The sequence below is a fragment of the Exercitatus varius genome, from assembly GCF_029577735.1.
GTDB lineage: Bacteria > Pseudomonadota > Gammaproteobacteria > Enterobacterales > Pasteurellaceae > Exercitatus > Exercitatus varius.
Map to the genome: position 1 here is coordinate 43,336 of NZ_JARQTO010000008.1, position 17,795 is coordinate 61,130.

11 protein-coding genes are annotated in these 17,795 nt (G+C 48.4%); 5 read left to right on the plus strand and 6 right to left on the minus strand.

The genetic code is table 11. The features are described from left to right. Nucleotides 1-31: 31 nt before the first annotated feature. From ppx to P7M01_RS06925, 6 genes are all read right to left on the minus strand, one after another. Nucleotides 32-1,576 carry an exopolyphosphatase gene (ppx, locus tag P7M01_RS06900; RefSeq protein ID WP_317483632.1) on the minus strand — a complete coding sequence of 515 codons (1,545 nt, stop codon included), beginning with the start codon at nucleotides 1,574-1,576 and terminating at the stop codon, nucleotides 32-34. A 9-nt stretch (nucleotides 1,577-1,585) separates the two neighbouring features. Next, nucleotides 1,586-5,503, minus strand: a complete 3,918-nt coding sequence (tamB, locus tag P7M01_RS06905; protein ID WP_317483633.1) for an autotransporter assembly complex protein TamB — start codon at nucleotides 5,501-5,503, stop codon at nucleotides 1,586-1,588. A gap of 9 nt (nucleotides 5,504-5,512) precedes the next feature. Continuing rightward, nucleotides 5,513-7,351, minus strand: coding sequence for an autotransporter assembly complex protein TamA (gene tamA / locus P7M01_RS06910; RefSeq protein WP_317483634.1), 1,839 nt, complete (start codon nucleotides 7,349-7,351; stop codon nucleotides 5,513-5,515). A 293-nt stretch (nucleotides 7,352-7,644) separates the two neighbouring features. Beyond that, entirely contained in the window at nucleotides 7,645-8,274 is a 630-nt protein-coding gene (gene narL / locus P7M01_RS06915) for a two-component system response regulator NarL (RefSeq protein WP_202936645.1), read from the minus strand. Between the two features lie 274 nt (nucleotides 8,275-8,548). Beyond that, on the minus strand, nucleotides 8,549-11,089 hold the full coding sequence (locus tag P7M01_RS06920) for a class I adenylate cyclase (protein ID WP_317483308.1): 2,541 nt from the start codon (nucleotides 11,087-11,089) through the stop codon (nucleotides 8,549-8,551). A gap of 150 nt (nucleotides 11,090-11,239) precedes the next feature. Beyond that, nucleotides 11,240-11,482 (minus strand): hypothetical protein, encoded by a 243-nt coding sequence (locus P7M01_RS06925; RefSeq protein ID WP_317481371.1) that lies wholly within the window; start codon nucleotides 11,480-11,482, stop codon nucleotides 11,240-11,242. Nucleotides 11,483-11,498: 16 nt separating this feature from the next. On the opposite strand from P7M01_RS06925, the gene hemC reads away from it, so the two are divergent. The 5 genes from hemC to hcp all read left to right on the plus strand — a co-directional run bounded on the left by hemC (nucleotide 11,499) and on the right by hcp (nucleotide 17,779). Then, nucleotides 11,499-12,428 carry a hydroxymethylbilane synthase gene (gene hemC / locus P7M01_RS06930; protein WP_317483324.1) on the plus strand — a complete coding sequence of 310 codons (930 nt, stop codon included), beginning with the start codon at nucleotides 11,499-11,501 and terminating at the stop codon, nucleotides 12,426-12,428. Between the two features lie 19 nt (nucleotides 12,429-12,447). Beyond that, nucleotides 12,448-13,206 carry a uroporphyrinogen-III synthase gene (locus P7M01_RS06935; RefSeq protein WP_202936643.1) on the plus strand — a complete coding sequence of 253 codons (759 nt, stop codon included), beginning with the start codon at nucleotides 12,448-12,450 and terminating at the stop codon, nucleotides 13,204-13,206. A gap of 9 nt (nucleotides 13,207-13,215) precedes the next feature. Then, nucleotides 13,216-14,637 (plus strand): uroporphyrinogen-III C-methyltransferase, encoded by a 1,422-nt coding sequence (locus tag P7M01_RS06940; RefSeq protein WP_394853435.1) that lies wholly within the window; start codon nucleotides 13,216-13,218, stop codon nucleotides 14,635-14,637. 11 nt (nucleotides 14,638-14,648) lie between these two features. Then, the gene (locus P7M01_RS06945; RefSeq protein WP_317483309.1) at nucleotides 14,649-15,887 is read left to right on the plus strand and encodes a heme biosynthesis protein HemY; all 1,239 of its coding nucleotides are present in this window, start codon (nucleotides 14,649-14,651) and stop codon (nucleotides 15,885-15,887) included. Nucleotides 15,888-16,117: 230 nt separating this feature from the next. After that, nucleotides 16,118-17,779, plus strand: a complete 1,662-nt coding sequence (gene hcp / locus P7M01_RS06950; protein WP_317477656.1) for a hydroxylamine reductase — start codon at nucleotides 16,118-16,120, stop codon at nucleotides 17,777-17,779. Nucleotides 17,780-17,795: the final 16 nt, after the last annotated feature.

The window sequence follows — 17,795 nt, forward strand, 5'->3', positions numbered from 1 at the left end:
TTTTTTCCCGCACTTTTTGCGGCGAGCAAAATCACTGGACGTTTAATTCCAAGCCGATTTCGATAAGATTTTTCTGTTCCAGTTTCAAATCCTGCCGAACCAGCGGATTGCGGGTTAGATAGGCGGGTTCAAATTCCAGCTGCCATAAAGTGCGGTCGGTTTTGAGCGAGATTTTTTCTGCGGTTTCCGTCGCCTGGCGGGATTTGTTCAGTAAAATCGCCAAACGCAGCAAACGAATCGCCGACAGCACGTCCAACGGCGTGTAGCGGGCGAATTGTCCGATTTCATCGCTGTGAAAAGCGTTTTGCTGATGGCGTACCAAGGTCGCCAACAAACGCTGCTGCTCCCGATCGAATCCCGGCAATTCCATATTGGCCAGAATATAGGCGGAATGGCGGTGCATATTTTTGTGATTAATCACAATGCCCACTTCGTGCAGTAACGCCGCCCAAAGAATGATTTCCTGCATTTCGTCGGCAAATTCCGAGGCTTGCCATTCATGGAACTGTTGCGCCAGCTGTACGACGGATTTACTCACCCGTTCCGCCTGCAAGCGGTCGATGTTAAATTGTTCCGCCAGTCCTTCCGCCGTGCGCTGGCGAATGTTCATCACCTGAAAATTCTGATCGAGGCCGTACATCACGCCTTCACGCAATGCGCCGTCGGAATAACGCATTTGCACGATATTGAAAGTGTCGAAAATGGTGCTCAGAATCGCCAGTCCGGGCACGAAAACATCGGCGCGTTCGTCATTTAAGCCCGCTATTTTTAATTCGTCAAAACGTTCGAATTTCAGCACGCGCTCAATCAAAAAATCCAGCCGTCCCGCCGTAATCACGCCGTCGGGATCGAGATTCGCCGCGATAACCTGATGAACGGTTTTAATGGTGCCGGAAGATCCCAATACATGCTGCCAACCCAAAGCCTGATAGCATTCCGCCAAATCCGCAATGCGCGCTAAAGCGGTGCGGCGCGCCCGTTCGAAGGCTTCGGGCGTGATTTCACCCTTCGGGAAAAAGTGCTTGGCAAAACTCACACAGCCCATATCGCGGCTGCGGGCGATAATCGGGGTAAAGTTGTCGCCGATAATCATTTCCGTAGAACCGCCGCCGATGTCGATCACGAATTTGCGTCCGCTTTCCGGTTGGGTATGCGAAACGCCGGCGTAAATCATATGCGCTTCGGTTTCGCCGGAAATAATGTTAATCGGGTAAGGAAAAACCGCTTTTGCCTGGCGTAAAAACTCGTCATTATTGACCGCACTTCGTAACGTGTAAGTGCCTACTACATTGACGTTTTCGGGTTTAAATCCCTGCAACCGTTCGCCGAATAACGCCAAACAATTCACGCCGCGGGTAATGGCTTCCTGATCGAGGATGCCGTTTTTGTCCAATCCTTTGGCAAGCTGCACTTTTTGTTTGAGACGGGATAAAATCTGAATGGAGCCGTTCACAATGCGCGCTATAATCATGTGAAAGCTGTTCGAGCCCAAATCGATAGCGGCAATTTCACGGATATGCCTGTCGTTTTCTAAGGAAAGTGCGGTCGCTTTTTTCATTAAATTTTCATAGTTCATGTTATTCCCTTAGAATTCAAACTGATATAACAAATCAAAGGCTTGGTTCACGCCCGAAACGGATTGCAGATAAAGTCGCGGTAATAGTCTATAACGTAATGTCACTTCCGCCAAGCCGTCAAATAATCCCACGCCGTATTTTATCTGTAAATCTTTGGTTAAATTGCCGCTGACCACGACTTTGGAGCTATCACCCACGCCGGCCGTACCAACGTTCAAATCGGAAATACCGAAAGTTTCGCCGATATTACCGACAACTTTGCCGCTTTTCGCCAATCCCATGCCCAATAACGCGGCGCCGATGGATCCGCCCGAACCGGCTTCCCCGCTGTTTTCCAGCGAACGACCGGTCAAAATGTAGGATAACGCTTGATCTTGCGGCATGCTCGGTTCGGAAAATACCGTCACTTCCGGCGCGTCCGCCAGGCCGATAACTTTAATTCCCGCGGTAATTTTACTATCTTCCATGGCTTCCGGATTACGAATGGCCTCAATGTTTAACATGGGTTGTGACGGTAATCCGGAAAAAGTGATTAAACCTTTGCGAATCAGCAAATCCTGCCCGAAAGACGCGTAACGTCCGCGTTTTAAATCAATACCGCCGTACAAACCCAGCGCGCCTTTCGCCTGCTTCACCACTAATAAACCTTCCAGCTGACTGTTCAATCCGTAAGCATTAATGTTTACATCGTCGCCGATATGAATTTTCAAATCGGAACGAATGGCCATGCCATCTTTGGTTTCGGCGGGAATATAGGTTAATTTGGCGCGCGAAGTTCTGTCGTCCAGAATCACTTCGTCGCTGCTGACGGAAACCGCGCTTTCCGGCAGACTTTCAATAGCAATGCGACCCCACGGAATATCTACTAAACCGGTGAGCTCCAACAAGGTCGGGCCGGCTTTCATTTCCACGTTCGGGCTAACTTTTAATTTCGCCATAGAAGGAATATTCAGATAAAAATTCTTTGCCTCGGCATGCACTCTGGTGCGCCAGTTTTCCAGGCTTGCCCAGTCGGCGTCGCCGTCCAAATCCAAACGACTTTCCGGCGTTTGAATATAGCCGTTTAAGGTGGAACGGTTGCCGTGGAATTGCAGAGCAAGTTCGCCGTTATTGACTCTAAACGGCATAGCATTCACCACCGCATTAATTCGGTTAATGCGAAAATCGCCGTTAAGCAGCGGCTTATCCAGATTGCCGGCAAATTTCAAATTGGCATTTACATCGCCGGACACATTTTCGCCATTAGATAACAGTTGATTCACCAAATTCAGATTCAAACGATGAATATTCAAATCGCCGCCCAATTTCCGCCCTAGCGCCACATCCTGAATAGCCAGATTGGCGGTCAGGCCGCCTTGATTTTGCAACTGAATATCCGATACGGCATTCAGATTGTTGTTTTCCATTTTGGCGGTCAGACTGAGTTTGGGAATGCCAAGCTTAAAGGTGCGGTAATCCAGCTTTTGCGCTACATTAATGTTATTGCCGTCCAGTTTCACGTCCAATTTCAGCGGTTTATCCGTAAACCACGCCACGTTGCCTTGACTGCGCAAATGCCCTTTCAGCATCTCATTTCCGGTTAATTTATTCACCAAGTTCAAATCGAGTTTCTTCAAATCAAAGGCGATATCACCGGTTTTGCCGGCGTTGAAAGCTTTCGGGAAGCACAATTCAATATCGGGATTTGTCCAGCAGTGAGCGGAAACATTAGCGTTAACCGCTTTGTTATCATAAGTCACATGTAACTGATTATTTTTGAATTCGCCCACCGGCGAGTGAATATCGGTCTGATGAATCACGCCTTTCCAAACCTGCGAAGTGCGGTCAAAATTTCCTGCTAAATCAAGATTCGCCGCCACCGGCTCGCCCTGCGAGTGCAAATGCAGTTCGTGATTTTTTTCATTGCCTTTGATAGTCAGTGTCGCATGATTTAACCGAACGCCATCACCGTAACGGAATCCGTCCAGCGCAATATCGGCATTGCCCTGCACCATCGGCTCGGAATTGATTTTACTTTTGACCTTAAGAGCGGCGAGATGTAAATCCTGAAACTGAATTTGTCCGCCGGTTAAATCCGCTTCTAAATCCGGCGCCGTCATTCGCCCGGTTAAAGCGACTTTACCGTTCAGAGAAGCGGAAAGATCCGGCACCAAACCGCGCAAATCCGGCGCGTTAATATCCAGTCTGAAATCGGATTTTTCGCTTAATATACCTTTAGCGGTAATCTTATTCTCACCGTAAGTGAGACGTAAATCCGATAAATTCAGCAATTCGCTTTGACTGGAGGTCAGTTTCCCCGTTAACGCAAGCGGGCGTTTGCTAACCATACCGTTAATATCCAATTCAGGCACATTGATTCGCCAGTTTTCGCCGTTCACCTGACCGTCGGAGGACAGTTTGCCTGATAATACGGCAGGAAAGGATTTAACATAGTTTCCCACATTAATTTTGCTTAAATCCACCGCGCCTTGCCAGCTTACGCCGTCTTTCCAAGCGGCGTTACCGTTAGCATTCAGAGAACCGTCCAATGCGTTCAGTTGCAATTTTTCAATCGTCGCTTCATACAGTTTGCCGCTGCCGGCGAAATCCAAGCGAGTATGCGGCACACCCATGCCTTCCGCCTGCGCGCTGAGCGTGGCGCGATAATCCAGCAGATTGCCCGTCACATGTAAATTCACATGGCTGAGTTTTAGCGGGTCGGTCGCGCTGAACGGATATTGCGCGGCATCGCCGGTTAACTGTAAAGATAACGGCATTTTGTTTTTCGCCAACTCAACCTGACCGACCAAAGCGGCATTTAACCCGCCCGTGGTATTTAATGTCAGTGCGGTGACATTTTTAAGCGCGCCCGATAACGTCAGCTCCAAAGTACTTTTCGGCAAAAGGGTTTGTTTATCCGAAATTATCGGTTCCACATCGGAATGAATGCGGAAATCCACGGGCATTTCACCGTTTAATTGCATCTTGCCGCTACCGTTCAGCGTGCCCAGAGAACTGTTGACAGAAAAGGTTTGCAATGCCACATCGTAGCCTGTGGCATCCGCCTGGATACGCAGTTCGGGAATTCGGATATTTTGCGTGATTACGTCATCCTGGCGGGCTTCGTAAGACCAATCTTTGCCTTCAATATCCGTTATATGAATATCGAAAGGTAAAATAATTTCGTTTAGCTCGCCCAGAAATGCCGGTGTCAGCGTCCGTTCCAACGCCGCCCAGTCCATAGGTTGAGCCTTTTCCGCCGCCTGATCCGCTTCGCGTTTGGCTTGCTCCGCCTGTTCTTTCGCCGTTGTCGTTGTGCGGAAACTAAAGCCCTCAAGCACAGTCGGCGCCAGGGTTAATCCGTTTTTACCGTTTAAACTGACCGCACTTTTGAAATGCGCCAGCGATAAACGGTTATTGTCAATCGCCACGGAGGTTTCGTCTATGCCGATATTTTTCACCGTGACGGAAATCGGCAAATTCAGACGTTCCGGCGGACCGGATTCCGCTTCCGGCTCTTCTTGCGACGGCGGAATTAAATCGGTATTAACGGCAACCTGCGTTTGGCGGATTTGAATGTCCTCCACGCAAATTTCACGCCGCCACAAACAACCGAAGTCCAGTCGAAGATGAGCGTAAGGCACGCGCACGTCCACGCCGTCCGTACTGAACGCCGCATTTTTAAGCGTTAATCCCTGCTGTAACCGACCGCTTACTTTGCCGACGGTTAATCCGTCCAGCCATTTATCCGCCAGACCCAACGCCCACTTAGTGCCGCTTTCGGTTCCGACAACGGCGGACAGACCGGCAACGATCAATCCTGCCAACAGGGCCGCCGCAAGTAACGAGCGGCAGAAAATTTTGCGGATGCGGGACGGTTTGCGGGCTGTAAAAACTTCGCGTTTTTTGACCGCACTTTGCGCCGGTTTTTGTTCCTGTTCTGTCATTTATCCGTCCTACAATTCCGTGCCCAAACCTATGTAAAATTGGATGTTTTTACTGTCATCTTTATCCCGCACCGGAGTGGCGATGTCAAATTTTATCGGTCCGACCGGCGACGCCCAACGCACGCCTACGCCTGCGCCGTAACGCAATTCGTCGGTGCTGAATGTATTGGCGGCGAAGCCGGCGTCAAAAAATGTGGCCGCCCACCAGTCTTTCACCACCTGATATTGATATTCCAGCGTGCCCGTCACTAAACGGGAACCGCCTAATAATTTACCGTTGCGCTGATCTTTCGGCGCAATTTTTTTGTAACCGTAACCGCGCACGCTGCGATCGCCGCCGGCGAAGAACCGCAATGCAGGCGGAATTCGGTGAAATTCGTTGGTATGCAGATAACCGATATCGCCGCGGGTTAAGAAACGGTGATTTGTGGCGAAAGTTTTAATCCAGCCCGCATTGGCGCGAATGCGGAAGAAATCTACGTCCGACGCCCACATTTTACGCCCGAGATCCACCGTCGCACTGATTATATCCGCCCGTCTGGCGAAAGCGCCGCCGCTGATGCGGGAGCGACTGACCGTAGCGGTAGGATAAATCAACAAGGTGTTTTCATTCACATCCGCTTGGGTGAATTTATCGTAACGGGCGCGCAAACCGGTGGAATACTGCCAGCCCGTGGGATGATTCCAGAAGCGCAAGGCGGCAACGGTTGCCGCGGTGGATTTTGTGTCGGTTTCGGTGTCGTCTTCGTGTTCAAAACCCGTGGAAAATTCGTAATAATAATTCAGCGGATTTTTTAATAACGGCATTTTGTAAGTCGCTTCGAAATTTTGCTTCGGCGAAGAAAGATACAGATTTGAACGCAGGCTGTGTCCGCGACTGTTAATCCACGGGCGGGTCCAACCGATTTGAGTGTGCGGACCGGAATCCGAACCGTAACCGATTCCCAATTCCATGCTGTTTTTTTTCCGCGGACGCAGCAAAACTTCGAGATCCACCAATTTGCTGTCCTCGTGCAGGGTAGGCTTCACCAGCACCGACTGAAACCAATTGGAGGACGAATAATCGCTGGTCATGTCGGAAACATCGTTAATCAGATAAGGATCGCCGGATTTGATTTTTAAGATGTTGCGCAAATAATCTTCGCGGATTTGGGAACCCCGGAAAGAAATCTCACCGTAATGATAACGTTGTCCGCTGTTAAACACCAAATGCCACCAACCTTGATTGGTCGAAGGCATCACCTGTAATTCGTGCACCGGAAAATCCGCATCGAAATACCCGCGCTGACGGGCTAACTTTTCCAGCGAACTTTTGTAATCGTCATAGGCTTCGTGTTCCAGCACCGCGCCTTTTTGCGGCACGTTTCGGCTCAATTTCTGAAAAGCTTCGTCCTCGGCGGCTTCGCCCGAGATTTCAATATCGGTGCCGTCAATCCGCACAGGTTCGCCCACATCCACGGAGGCAATCAATAAATCCTTTTTACCCGCCCGGGGTTGTAAATCGAAATAAATCTTACTGTTGTAATAACCGAAAACCCGTAAGGCTTTGGCGATATTTTCCCGTAACAAATATTGATGACGCTCCGAACCGTCCGCCTCGTTTTTATCCATGGCGTCGAGATAAATGCGCACGTTTTCGCTTAAGCGGGAATCCCGAATACCGTCTACCCGAACATCCACTTTCGCGGCGGATGCCGTCTCTTCCGCCGCCGGAACTTCGGCGGAGTCTTCCGTAGCGGGAGTTTCCGTGTCGATTGCGGTGTCCGGCTCTTCGGCCAGCACGGCGTGCGGACACAAAAAAACGGTCAAACCCGCAATAAAGGCGGCAAAACGAGTAAAAAACGTCATAAATATTCCGATGATAACAATGCGACTGCGACCTATTCTAATGGTTGAATGCGGGTTGTTCAAGTTACGCCGTTTCGAGCGCAACCTGATGATATTTCTCCTTGAGGATAAAATTCTCGGCGGTTTATTCGAAGGATTTGTTTGCTTAGAAACCGGGCGCAAAAGCCGGGTTCAAAAAACGTCGCTTTTTTTGCCCGCACTTTTATCGTCAAATTACGGTGAAATCCAAGTTTTTTCTTTATTTCAGGCAAGAAAAAAGCACATTTCTCAATGTGCTTTTTGCCAAAGAGGAATTAATTGCCCTTGTGCTCCAAGTAAAGCACGGTGGCGGCAACCCGCGAATGGACATTTAATTTGCGCAACAGATTGCGAATATGGACTTTCACCGTTTCTTCCGAAATAAATAATTTGCCGGCAATTTGTTTGTTGGATAAACCGGTGGCGATTTGCTGCAACACGTCCATTTCACGATCGGTGAGGGAATAAATCGGATCTTTGCTGGAATGACGCTCAAGCAGCAAATCTTTGATGCTGTCGCTTAGCACCACTTCGCCGCCGGCAATGCGTTTTAACTGAGCAAGCAGAACATCCGGCTCCGTATCTTTCAGTAAATAACCGTCGGCGCCGGCGTCGACTAACGCGAAAATATCGTTTTTAGCGTCGGATACGGTGAGAATCACGATACGCGCGTCTACGCCTTCGTTGCGCAACGCTTTCAGCGTATCCAGTCCCGACAACCCTTTCATATTGAGATCCAACACGATTAAATCGGGGTCAAGCTGCAGGGCTAAACTGATTCCGTCGTTGCCGTTTCCCGCGTCGCCGATTACTTCAAAAATCTCATCTAATTCAATAAGTTGCTTGATTCCGCGACGCATTAACGGATGATCGTCAATCAATAGCACTTTCGTTTTTTCTGTCATCTTCGGTACCCGTTTCCTGTAATTTGATGAATTATAGACCAATCTGTGGTGATGATCTAGCGAACCGCCCCGCGACCGGGAGATTTCCGTAAACTGCGGTCACAAAAAGCAACGCTTTTTGAACGTTGGCTTTGCCAACGGTGGCGAAGCCATAAGTAATCGCACTGGCGATTACGCATAAAAAAAGCGACGTTTTTTGACCGCACTTTACGCTAAGCGAAACAAACCTTCCAAACGTTGCGAATAAAACGCGGGTTTCTCCGGAAAGCCGGCATTACGTATATTTTGCCTGGCGTTGGAACGGTACGATATGAACCGGCGGATTACTGCCTTCATAATAGCGGTTGTGAATAATCCGGTAAAACTGCGGATAATTAAAATTCCGTTGGATAATCCCGTACGGATTGTTGCCGGAAGAATCCGCATTAGTATAAATGTGATTGATTTCGTTGATTTTTTGTTCTTTTTCACCGTCACAACGATGATAAATTTCGATGTGATTCTTTTCGTCCAGGATGTACACATTGAAGGTGTCATCGTTATTGTCTTCAAAGAAAAATTGTAAAAAACCTTCACTGGCAAAACTGTCGATTTCCGCCGGATATTGTAATTTCTCCGGCGGATTCTGTTCGCTCTGAACAGGCAAAACGTTGTCGTTTTCATTGATTTCCGCCTGCAATTCCTCATCCAGATTATTTTCCGGCAGAACCTGACTTTCCGGTAATTCCTGCAGGCTAATGCCGCGTTCTTCAAAAAAGAACTGCCAGTTTTTCCCCGCCACCCGCAACATGCTTTGGGTGTTTGAAGGTTGGTTGATGCCCAATTGGATGTCGATACATTTTTTGATTAGAGCGGTCACAATATTGGCCAGAGAACGCCGGTAATGCCGGCTGTAACTGTACACTGCAATATCGGCAAGTGCGGTCGAACCGTGATGAATTTTGTTGGATAACACTTTTAACGCCATCAGAATCGCATTCGGTCCTTCAAAATGCAGAGTGCGGATTTCATTCCACAAATTACGATAAATAAAATCGATGGAACCCACCAGATTCTGCTGTTCTGTGCCGAAGCTGAACAAGTCGCTTTGTTGAATCGGCGTTTTACTGTCCGTCAGTTGTTTGGTCGGATCGCAGCTGAGATTAATCGCCACCATTAACTGACGAATTTCACAAGGATGATGTAAATCGTCATTGGTCGGCGGCGGTACGCGAACGGGCAGGGTTTCCGCCAGATTGGTAATAAATTCCTGTAACGTCGATAAGCTGACGTTCGGGCTTTGAATGTATAACTGAGTGTTCGGCGTAAGCAGTCCGTTGAAATACACCGACGCCACCAGTTTGTGCAGGGTTGCGCTGTATTCCGTGTAACGCGGATGGCTGAATCCCGAAATTTCGGGCGCCTGATTCAGCATGTACCAACCTTTTTTCACCGGGCGATCCGTTGCGGTGACTTCAACGAATGTAAGATAAGGCTCCGACAAATCCGTGGAAATCTGCGGATTAATCAGTAAAACTTTGCCCGGCAGTTCTTCAAAAGCGGTATAGATTTTCCGGGTAAGAATGCTGATATCCTGCGGCACGATATTGGCATCCACGTGGTGTTTGCGGGCAAAATCGATCAGATTGCGATAACTGATCATCAGCATTTGCATTAATTTGCCGTAAGATTGTTTCACTCGTTTGATTTTCCAGAACGGGCGCAGATTCAAATCCTGAATCGTTTCTTTCGACCAACCCCAATCCTGCGCCAACCGGTTAATCAGCTCCATCCGCCAGTTGGATTCGCTATGATACCACCAGTCTTCCGTCGATTTCAGATAAAAACAACGGCGCACGTCTTCCAACCGTTTGAAATCCTTACGGTAGGTTAAATAATTCGTCACCCGCTCGAGCATTTCAAGATAAGGGTCAAAATGATGATCTTCGGTGTGATCCATCAATAAATGGAATTTGAAATCCGAGGCAATCAGCCGCGTGTTCGGATATTCCCAGGAATATTCTTCCAATAACAGGATCTTGATCACCGATTTGTAAGGCGCATCAATCCCTTTATACAGCTGCCACAAACCGGCGCCGAAATATTCATTGGCGGAAAATTTGCTCAACCCGCCGAAATCCACCCATTCCTGCGGATCGATTTCGCCGCGGCGGACTAAATCTTCCACTTCCGATTCGTAGTTTTTCTCGTCTTCCACCAGCAAATGCAGCCACAATAGCGGCTTGCCGGCCAGCCGGATTGCCGAACGGTAAAATTCGTCCAGTAACAGCATATATTGCGCCGAGCCGCAATTTTCTTCCGTCATCACGCCGGACGACTGAAAATTACGGAAGCGGTTTTGATCCATCAAAAACAGATTGACATCCACTTCAAACTGCTTCGCCCAGTTCTGAAGTGCGGTCGCTTTTTGCTGCAATTTTTTCCGCTCGCGAGCTTTCAAGCCGTTTCGCAGGCACACCCAAATATCCAAATCCGACGAAGAAGTTTGCGCGATGGAAGCAATGCTGCCCATCACATAAACGCCGTCGATAGCGTGGGAAGTGCGGTCAAAAATCTGAGAGAATTGAACGTCGGGCGATTGCGCCAGCAGCTCGTGTAAATAATGGCGCTGATAATCGGTTAATTTGAAGTCAGCGATTCCCGTGGGCGCGTTGGCGACGAACCCGGGCAAATTCGGATGATTGGCGTGCAGAAGCAAAGCGATGAGCTGAAAAACGTAACGGAATTCGTCCGTTGTTCCGGATAACGCCCGAAAGAAGCGAAACCGTTCCAAATCAGCAACCTGCTTCCTGGCAAACTCAAGATCGTACTTCAATAAAGCTTACCTGTGTAAATGAGGAGTCGGCAATACTCTAGCACTTTTCTCAGAATTAGCAAATTTATCCCTTGACGAAAATCAAGGAAAGTGCGGTTAAAAAAACATTGATTTTTTTGACCGCACTTTATATTGCTATCGTAGCGAAAATTATTTCACCACGACCCATTTTCCTTGTTGTGCGCTGTCAATGATGGCGCCGATGATATGTACGATTTGAGCGCCGTCTTTGAACATCGCGAATTTTGCCGTTCTCTTCGCCGCCGCCTGCCTTTTGTTGGAACAGCAAACTCGCCCCGATTTATTTTTCCTATATATCGGATAAAGATCGCAAACAAGATGTTGAACAATTCGCCCGAATTTTATGTTAGGATAACCACAGTTTATGACCAAATAAGATCCGGATATGATGCGCCAGGAAAAATTAAAAATTGCGACCCGTCAAAGCCCGTTGGCGCTGTGGCAGGCAAATTTTGTGAAAGATCGTTTAACTGAAATTTATCCCGATTTAACCGTTGAGTTAGTGCCGATGATCACCAAAGGCGATGTCATTTTAGACACGCCGCTGGCAAAAATCGGCGGTAAAGGGTTGTTTGTAAAAGAGCTGGAAAACGCTTTATTAAACGGTGAAGCGGATATCGCCGTGCATTCCATGAAAGACGTGCCGATGGAATTTCCCGCCGGTTTGGGATTAAGCGTTATCTGTAAACGCGAAGATCCGCGCGATGCGTTCGTATCGAACCGTTATCGTTCTTTACACGAACTACCGCCCGGCGCGATCGTGGGCACCTCGAGTTTACGCCGCCAATGTCAGTTGAAAACGCTGCGACCGGATTTAAAGGTTCAATCTCTGCGCGGCAACGTGGGGACGCGCTTGAGCAAACTGGATAAAGGCGATTATGACGCCGTTATTCTAGCGTCGGCGGGCTTGATTCGTTTAGGCATGCGCGAACGGATTGCTTCCTTTATTGAAACGGAAATTTCGCTGCCGGCGGCCGGACAAGGCGCCGTAGGCATCGAATGTCGCACCGGCGATGAGCGCGTACAAAAATTATTGGCGCCGCTGGCGGATGCGGAAACCACCGCTTGCGTTTTAGCGGAACGGGCGATGAATAATCGTCTGCAGGGCGGTTGTCAGGTGCCTATCGGCGGTTACGCCGTGCTGAACGGCGACGAATTGCATTTGCGCGCATTAGTCGGCGCGTTGGACGGCTCAAAAATCATTCGCGCCGAAGGGAAAAGTGCGGTCAAAAATGCCGAAGTTTTAGGCGTGCGAATCGCGGAACAATTATTAGCCCAGGGCGCGGACAAGATTCTGGCGGACGTGTATAACGATTAAACTAAGCAACGGTTAAATTATGGCGGTTTTGGTCACACGCCCCGACACTCGCGGCGAACAATTAACGGAAGCGCTGAATAAAGCGGGCGTAGCGGCGTTGCACATGCCGCTGTTCCGCATTTCGGCCGGTCGGGAACTCAACGAATTACCGAATAAACTGACTCAGCTAAAAGCCGGCGATTTCGTTTTCGCCGTCTCGCCGAATGCGGTGGAATTTGCCGCCGAAACGCTGCGTAATACGGGATTCCGCTGGCGTCAGGATTTAACTTATTTTGCCGTCGGGCAAAGTTCGGCGGAATATTTTTGCGAACAAAGCGAACAAGCCGTGCATTATCCCTACGCACACGAAAATAGCGAAGGGTTACTGGCATTGCCGCAAATGCGGCAATTAACGGGAAAAACCGTGCTGATTCTGCGCGGCAACGGCGGCCGGGAACTGTTTCCCGCCCAAGCCGCGATACGCGGGGCTCAGGTTGAGATTGTCGAATGTTATCAACGCGTTCCCGTAGAATATGATCCCATAGAACAAACGAATTTATGTCAGCGTTCCGGGATTAACACGATTATCGCAACCAGCGGTGACATTTTAACCCGTTTAACGGATTTTGTGCCGGCCGGCGAACGGGATTGGCTGACGCAGTGCCGACTAGTCACTTCAAGTTGGCGGGTGGCCAAATCAGCCGAACGGGCCGGTTGGCAAAAACGGCAAATTTTGATTGCACCAAAAGCGGATAATGCAACATTGGTGAAAATGTTAGCGGAATTAGCAGAAAAATAAGGAAACACGATGAGCGACAAAAAAGACATCCCAACCGCAGAAATCAAGGCGGACGAGCCGATTTTAGCGAAAAAAGAGTATGCCAAAACCGAGCGGTCAAAAAGTGAACAAGGGGCGGAAAAGGAAAAAATGAATACTTCATCCAACGGCACACCCAAAACGGACGCGCCTAAAACAGAAACCGTCGTGGTGAAGAAAGGCGGTGCCGGCTTAGCTTTTCTGGCTTTGCTTGTGGCTTTGGGCGTCGGAGGCGCCGGTTATTATTTCGGTCAACAGGAAGTGGAAAAAATTAACCAAAAATTGACCGCACTTGAAAGCCAAATCGAAAAAACGGCGGCTGAGAACGCTTCAAATACTCTGCCGAATATCGCACAGGATAACGAGCAGTTAACCAAACTGGTGAACGGGCTGAAAACAACCGATGAAAAACTGGCCGTTCTGGAACGCTCGCTATCGGATAAGGAAACGGCGTTATCCGCCTTGCAAACGCAGGTGACAAACGCGGCAAGCAATATGAACGCCCAGCCGAGCGAATGGTTACTGTCCGAAGCGGATTTCCTGCTTAACAACGCATTACGCAAACTGCTGCTGGATAATGATGTGGAAACCAGCATCGCCTTGCTGAAAATTTCCGACGAAGTGCTGGCTAAAGTTTCCGAACCCGAAGCAAAAACCGTGCGCGCCGCCATTAATACGGATTTAAAACAATTGTTATCCGTAGACAGCGTGGATCAAAATGCGGTCATGCAACGTTTATCGCAACTGGCGAATTCCGTAGACGAACTGGTGGCGATGAACGTGAATTTCGGCGATGACGCGCAGGCGCAGGACGAACAGGTTTCCGACGATGTGACGGACTGGAAAAACAATCTGCAAAGAACCGCCACTTCTTTCTTAAACCATTTCATTCGCATTTCGCCGCGCACGGATAAAATGACGCAGGCGTTGCTGGCGCCGAATCAGGATATTTATCTGCGTGAAAATATCCGTCTGCGGTTGCAAATCGCCATTCTTGCCGTGCCGCGTCAACAAAACGAATTATACAAACAATCCTTGGAAACCGTTGCCGCCTGGGTGCGCAGTTATTTCGATACGGAAACCGAAGTGGCGAAAAATTTCCTGAAATCCGTGGATGAACTGGCGGAACAATCCATTTATGTGGATGTGCCGAATCAGCTCAGCAGTCTGAACGCTCTCGACAAATTATTAAATAAGAAACCGCAGGAAGTGCAAAAAATCGAGATCTCCGCCGATAAAGGCTTAACCGAAGCCAATCAGGCGGCGGCTAAAGAAATAAAAGGCGAAGAAAAGGCGGCCGATGCAAAATCCGGAACCGAAAAAGATACCGCCCCGAAAGCCGAAGACGCTAAAGCTGAAGACAGTAAGCCGAAAGCCGATAACGCCGAAGATAAACCGGCTGAAAACCCATAAGGAGCAAGACCATGTTCAGAGTCTTATTTTTAATGTTAGCCTTGCTCGCCGGCTTAATCGCAGGGCCCTATTTGGCGGGAAAACAAGGCTATGTGCTGATCCAGACCGAAAATTACAATTATGAACTGTCCATCGTTACCCTGATTATTTTCCTGGTTTTCGCTTTAGCCATGATTTACGGGGTTGAATGGTTGGTCAGCCGTTTCTGCCGTTTAAGCAACAGCACTTACGGTTGGTTCGGTCACCGCAAACGAATGAAAGCGCAAAAACAAACGCTGGAAGGGCTAATGCGCATGAACGAAGGCGATTATTCCAAAGCGGAAAAATTAATCGGTAAAAACGCCAAACATTCCGATGAACCGATTTTAAATTTCATTAAAGCGGCGGAAGCGGCGCAACAACGGGGCGACGATTTTTCAGCCAACAAATATTTAATTGAAGCCACGGAATTGGCGGGTTCGGACAATTTACTGGTGGAATTGGCGCGCACGCGGATTTTGTTACAACAACAAAAATTACCGGCGGCTCGCAGCTCGGTGGACAGTTTGCTGATCCTGGCACCGAAGAATCCCGAAGTATTGCGCCTTGCGGTGGAAATTTATCGCAAATCAAAAGCTTACAGCGCATTAGACGACATTCTGCAACAAGCGGAAGGTCTGTATTCCGATACGGAATTCACCGCGCTGCAACGGGAAGCCGAAGACGGTTTGCTGGATGAAAAAATGAACGAAGACGGCGTGGACGGTTTGCTGGAATGGTGGGATGATCAATCGCGCAAACGCCGTAACGACAACTATGTGCGTGTAGGGCTGATTCGTCGTTTAATCGATTGTAACGATCATGAAAAAGCCTACGAACTGACTCTCGACACCTTGAAAAAAGTGGAAGATGAGCCCGAACTTAACGATGCGTTATTGGCTCAGATTACCCGCTTGCAGCCGGTGGACAGCAGTAAATTAATCAAATTGCTGGAAAAAAGCGCGCTCAATCTGCCGGAAAACAAACAATGCCGCATTCAACGCGCGTTGGGTTATTTGTTTGTGCGGAACAATGATTTTATGCATGCCAGTGATGCGTTTAAGAAAGTTCTGGCGCAAAAGGATCAATGGCAACAATACGACGCCACCATGGCGGCTTATGTGTTTGAGCAAATCGGAGATATCGTCACCGCGAAGGAAATTCGTGAGGAGATTCTGAAAAACGCCATGGCGACGGCGAAAAAAGAACCGGCCAGAATTGCCGCCAAATAAACCGCTTAGCTAAAAAAACATTGCGTTTTTTTCCCGCACTTTTAACGCCCTCGGAATCGAGGGCTTTTTAATTTTTACCTCGATATAAGTAGTTAACACGATCCAGATCAATAAACTCTCAGATTCTCGTTTTGTGACTTTAATTTCCGACTAAAACGCTCTACAATCCATTCAGATTCCTACTTATTTAGTAGGATTTTTTATCTGTTTATTTCATTTGGAGTGATTTTATGTACTGCGTGCAATGTGAACAAACCATGGTAACGCCGAAGGGCAACGGTTGCAGTTTTTCCCAGGGGATGTGCGGCAAAACGGCGGAAACGTCGGATCTTCAGGATTTACTTATCGCTTGTCTTCACAGCCTTTCGGCCTGGGCGTTAAAAGCCCGTGAACACAACATCATTATTCATGAAGCGGACGCCTTCGCTCCGCGCGCATTCTTTTCAACGTTAACCAATGTGAATTTCGATTCCGTACGTATCGCTGGCTATGCGCAGCAAGCTTTAATTTATCGTAACCAATTAATTAAAGCGATCAGCGAAGTCGAGCCGAACCCGAATATTGATCATCCGTTGGCAAATATCGAGTTAAACGGCATTTCCGTTGATCAATTGGCACAGCAGGCAAAACAATTCGCGCTGGATACCGATCGCGCAGAAATCGGCGAAGAAGCCCACGGCGTACGTTTGCTTTGTTTATACGGTTTAAAAGGCGCGGCGGCTTATATGGAACACGCCTATGTGTTGGATAAATTCGATAACGATATTTACGCGGAATATCACGGTTTTATGTCCTGGTTAGGCACTCAACCGAGCGACTTAAACGAATTATTGGAAAAAGCGCTGGCAATCGGCACCATGAATTTCAAAGTGATGGCTATGCTGGATGCGGGCGAAACCGAGCACTTCGGCAATCCGGTGCCGGCAACGGTGAACGTTCGTCCGGTGAAAGGCAAATGTATTTTAATTTCCGGCCATGATTTAAAAGACTTAAAAGAATTATTGGAACAAACCGAAGGCAAGGGAATCAACGTGTATACCCACGGCGAAATGCTGCCCGCCCACGGTTATCCGGAATTGAAGAAATACAAACACTTAGTGGGCAATTTCGGTTCGGGCTGGCAAAATCAACAAAAAGAATTCGCTCGATTCCCAGGCGCTATCGTGATGACGTCAAACTGTTTAATCGACCCGAATGTAGGCGATTACGCAGACCGCATTTTCACCCGCAATATCGTGGGTTGGCCGGGCGTAACCCATTTGGAAAATCACGATTTCTCGCAAGTGATCGAAAAAGCATTGGAATGCGACGGTTTCCCATATACGGAATTAGAACATTTAATCACCGTAGGCTTCGGACGCAAAACCTTAATCGACGCGTCCGACGCAGTCATCGATCTGGTCAAAGCGGGCAAATTAAGCCATGTTTTTGTTATCGGCGGTTGTGACGGCGATAAAGAAGAACGTCATTATTACACCGATTTGGCCTACGCATTACCGAAAGATACCGCCGTATTAACCCTGGGTTGCGGCAAATACCGTTTCAACAAACTGGATTTCGGCACTATCGACGGCGGACTTCCGCGTTTATTGGATGCGGGGCAATGTAACGATACCTATTCCGCCATCATGTTAGCGGTCACGCTTTCGCAAAAATTAGGCATCGGCCTAAACGAATTACCTTTATCCATCGTGCTTTCCTGGTTCGAACAAAAAGCCATCATCGTGCTATTAACGCTATTGGCTCTGGGCGTGAAAAATGTGTATTCCGGCCCGAGCAAACCGGCGTTTTTAAACGACAATGTCATGGCGTTATTACGCGAGAAATTCGGTTTAAGCGGGCTCACCACTCCCGAACAGGATTTCGGTCACATCATCAATAAAAACGCATAACCGTTTGTAGAGGCGT

Bases quoted from the DNA above. Each gene is read 5' to 3' on its own strand.
- P7M01_RS06945 (WP_317483309.1), top strand. From the start codon at position 14,649: ATGTTCAGAGTCTTATTTTTAATGTTAGCCTTGCTCGCCGGCTTAATC.
- P7M01_RS06935 (WP_202936643.1), top strand. From the start codon at position 12,448: ATGGCGGTTTTGGTCACACGCCCCGACACTCGCGGCGAACAATTAACG.
- ppx (WP_317483632.1), bottom strand. From the start codon at position 1,576: ATGAACTATGAAAATTTAATGAAAAAAGCGACCGCACTTTCCTTAGAA.
- hemC (WP_317483324.1), top strand. From the start codon at position 11,499: ATGCGCCAGGAAAAATTAAAAATTGCGACCCGTCAAAGCCCGTTGGCG.
- tamA (WP_317483634.1), bottom strand. From the start codon at position 7,351: ATGACGTTTTTTACTCGTTTTGCCGCCTTTATTGCGGGTTTGACCGTT.
- P7M01_RS06940 (WP_394853435.1), top strand. From the start codon at position 13,216: ATGAGCGACAAAAAAGACATCCCAACCGCAGAAATCAAGGCGGACGAG.
- tamB (WP_317483633.1), bottom strand. From the start codon at position 5,503: ATGACAGAACAGGAACAAAAACCGGCGCAAAGTGCGGTCAAAAAACGC.
- hcp (WP_317477656.1), top strand. From the start codon at position 16,118: ATGTACTGCGTGCAATGTGAACAAACCATGGTAACGCCGAAGGGCAAC.
- narL (WP_202936645.1), bottom strand. From the start codon at position 8,274: ATGACAGAAAAAACGAAAGTGCTATTGATTGACGATCATCCGTTAATG.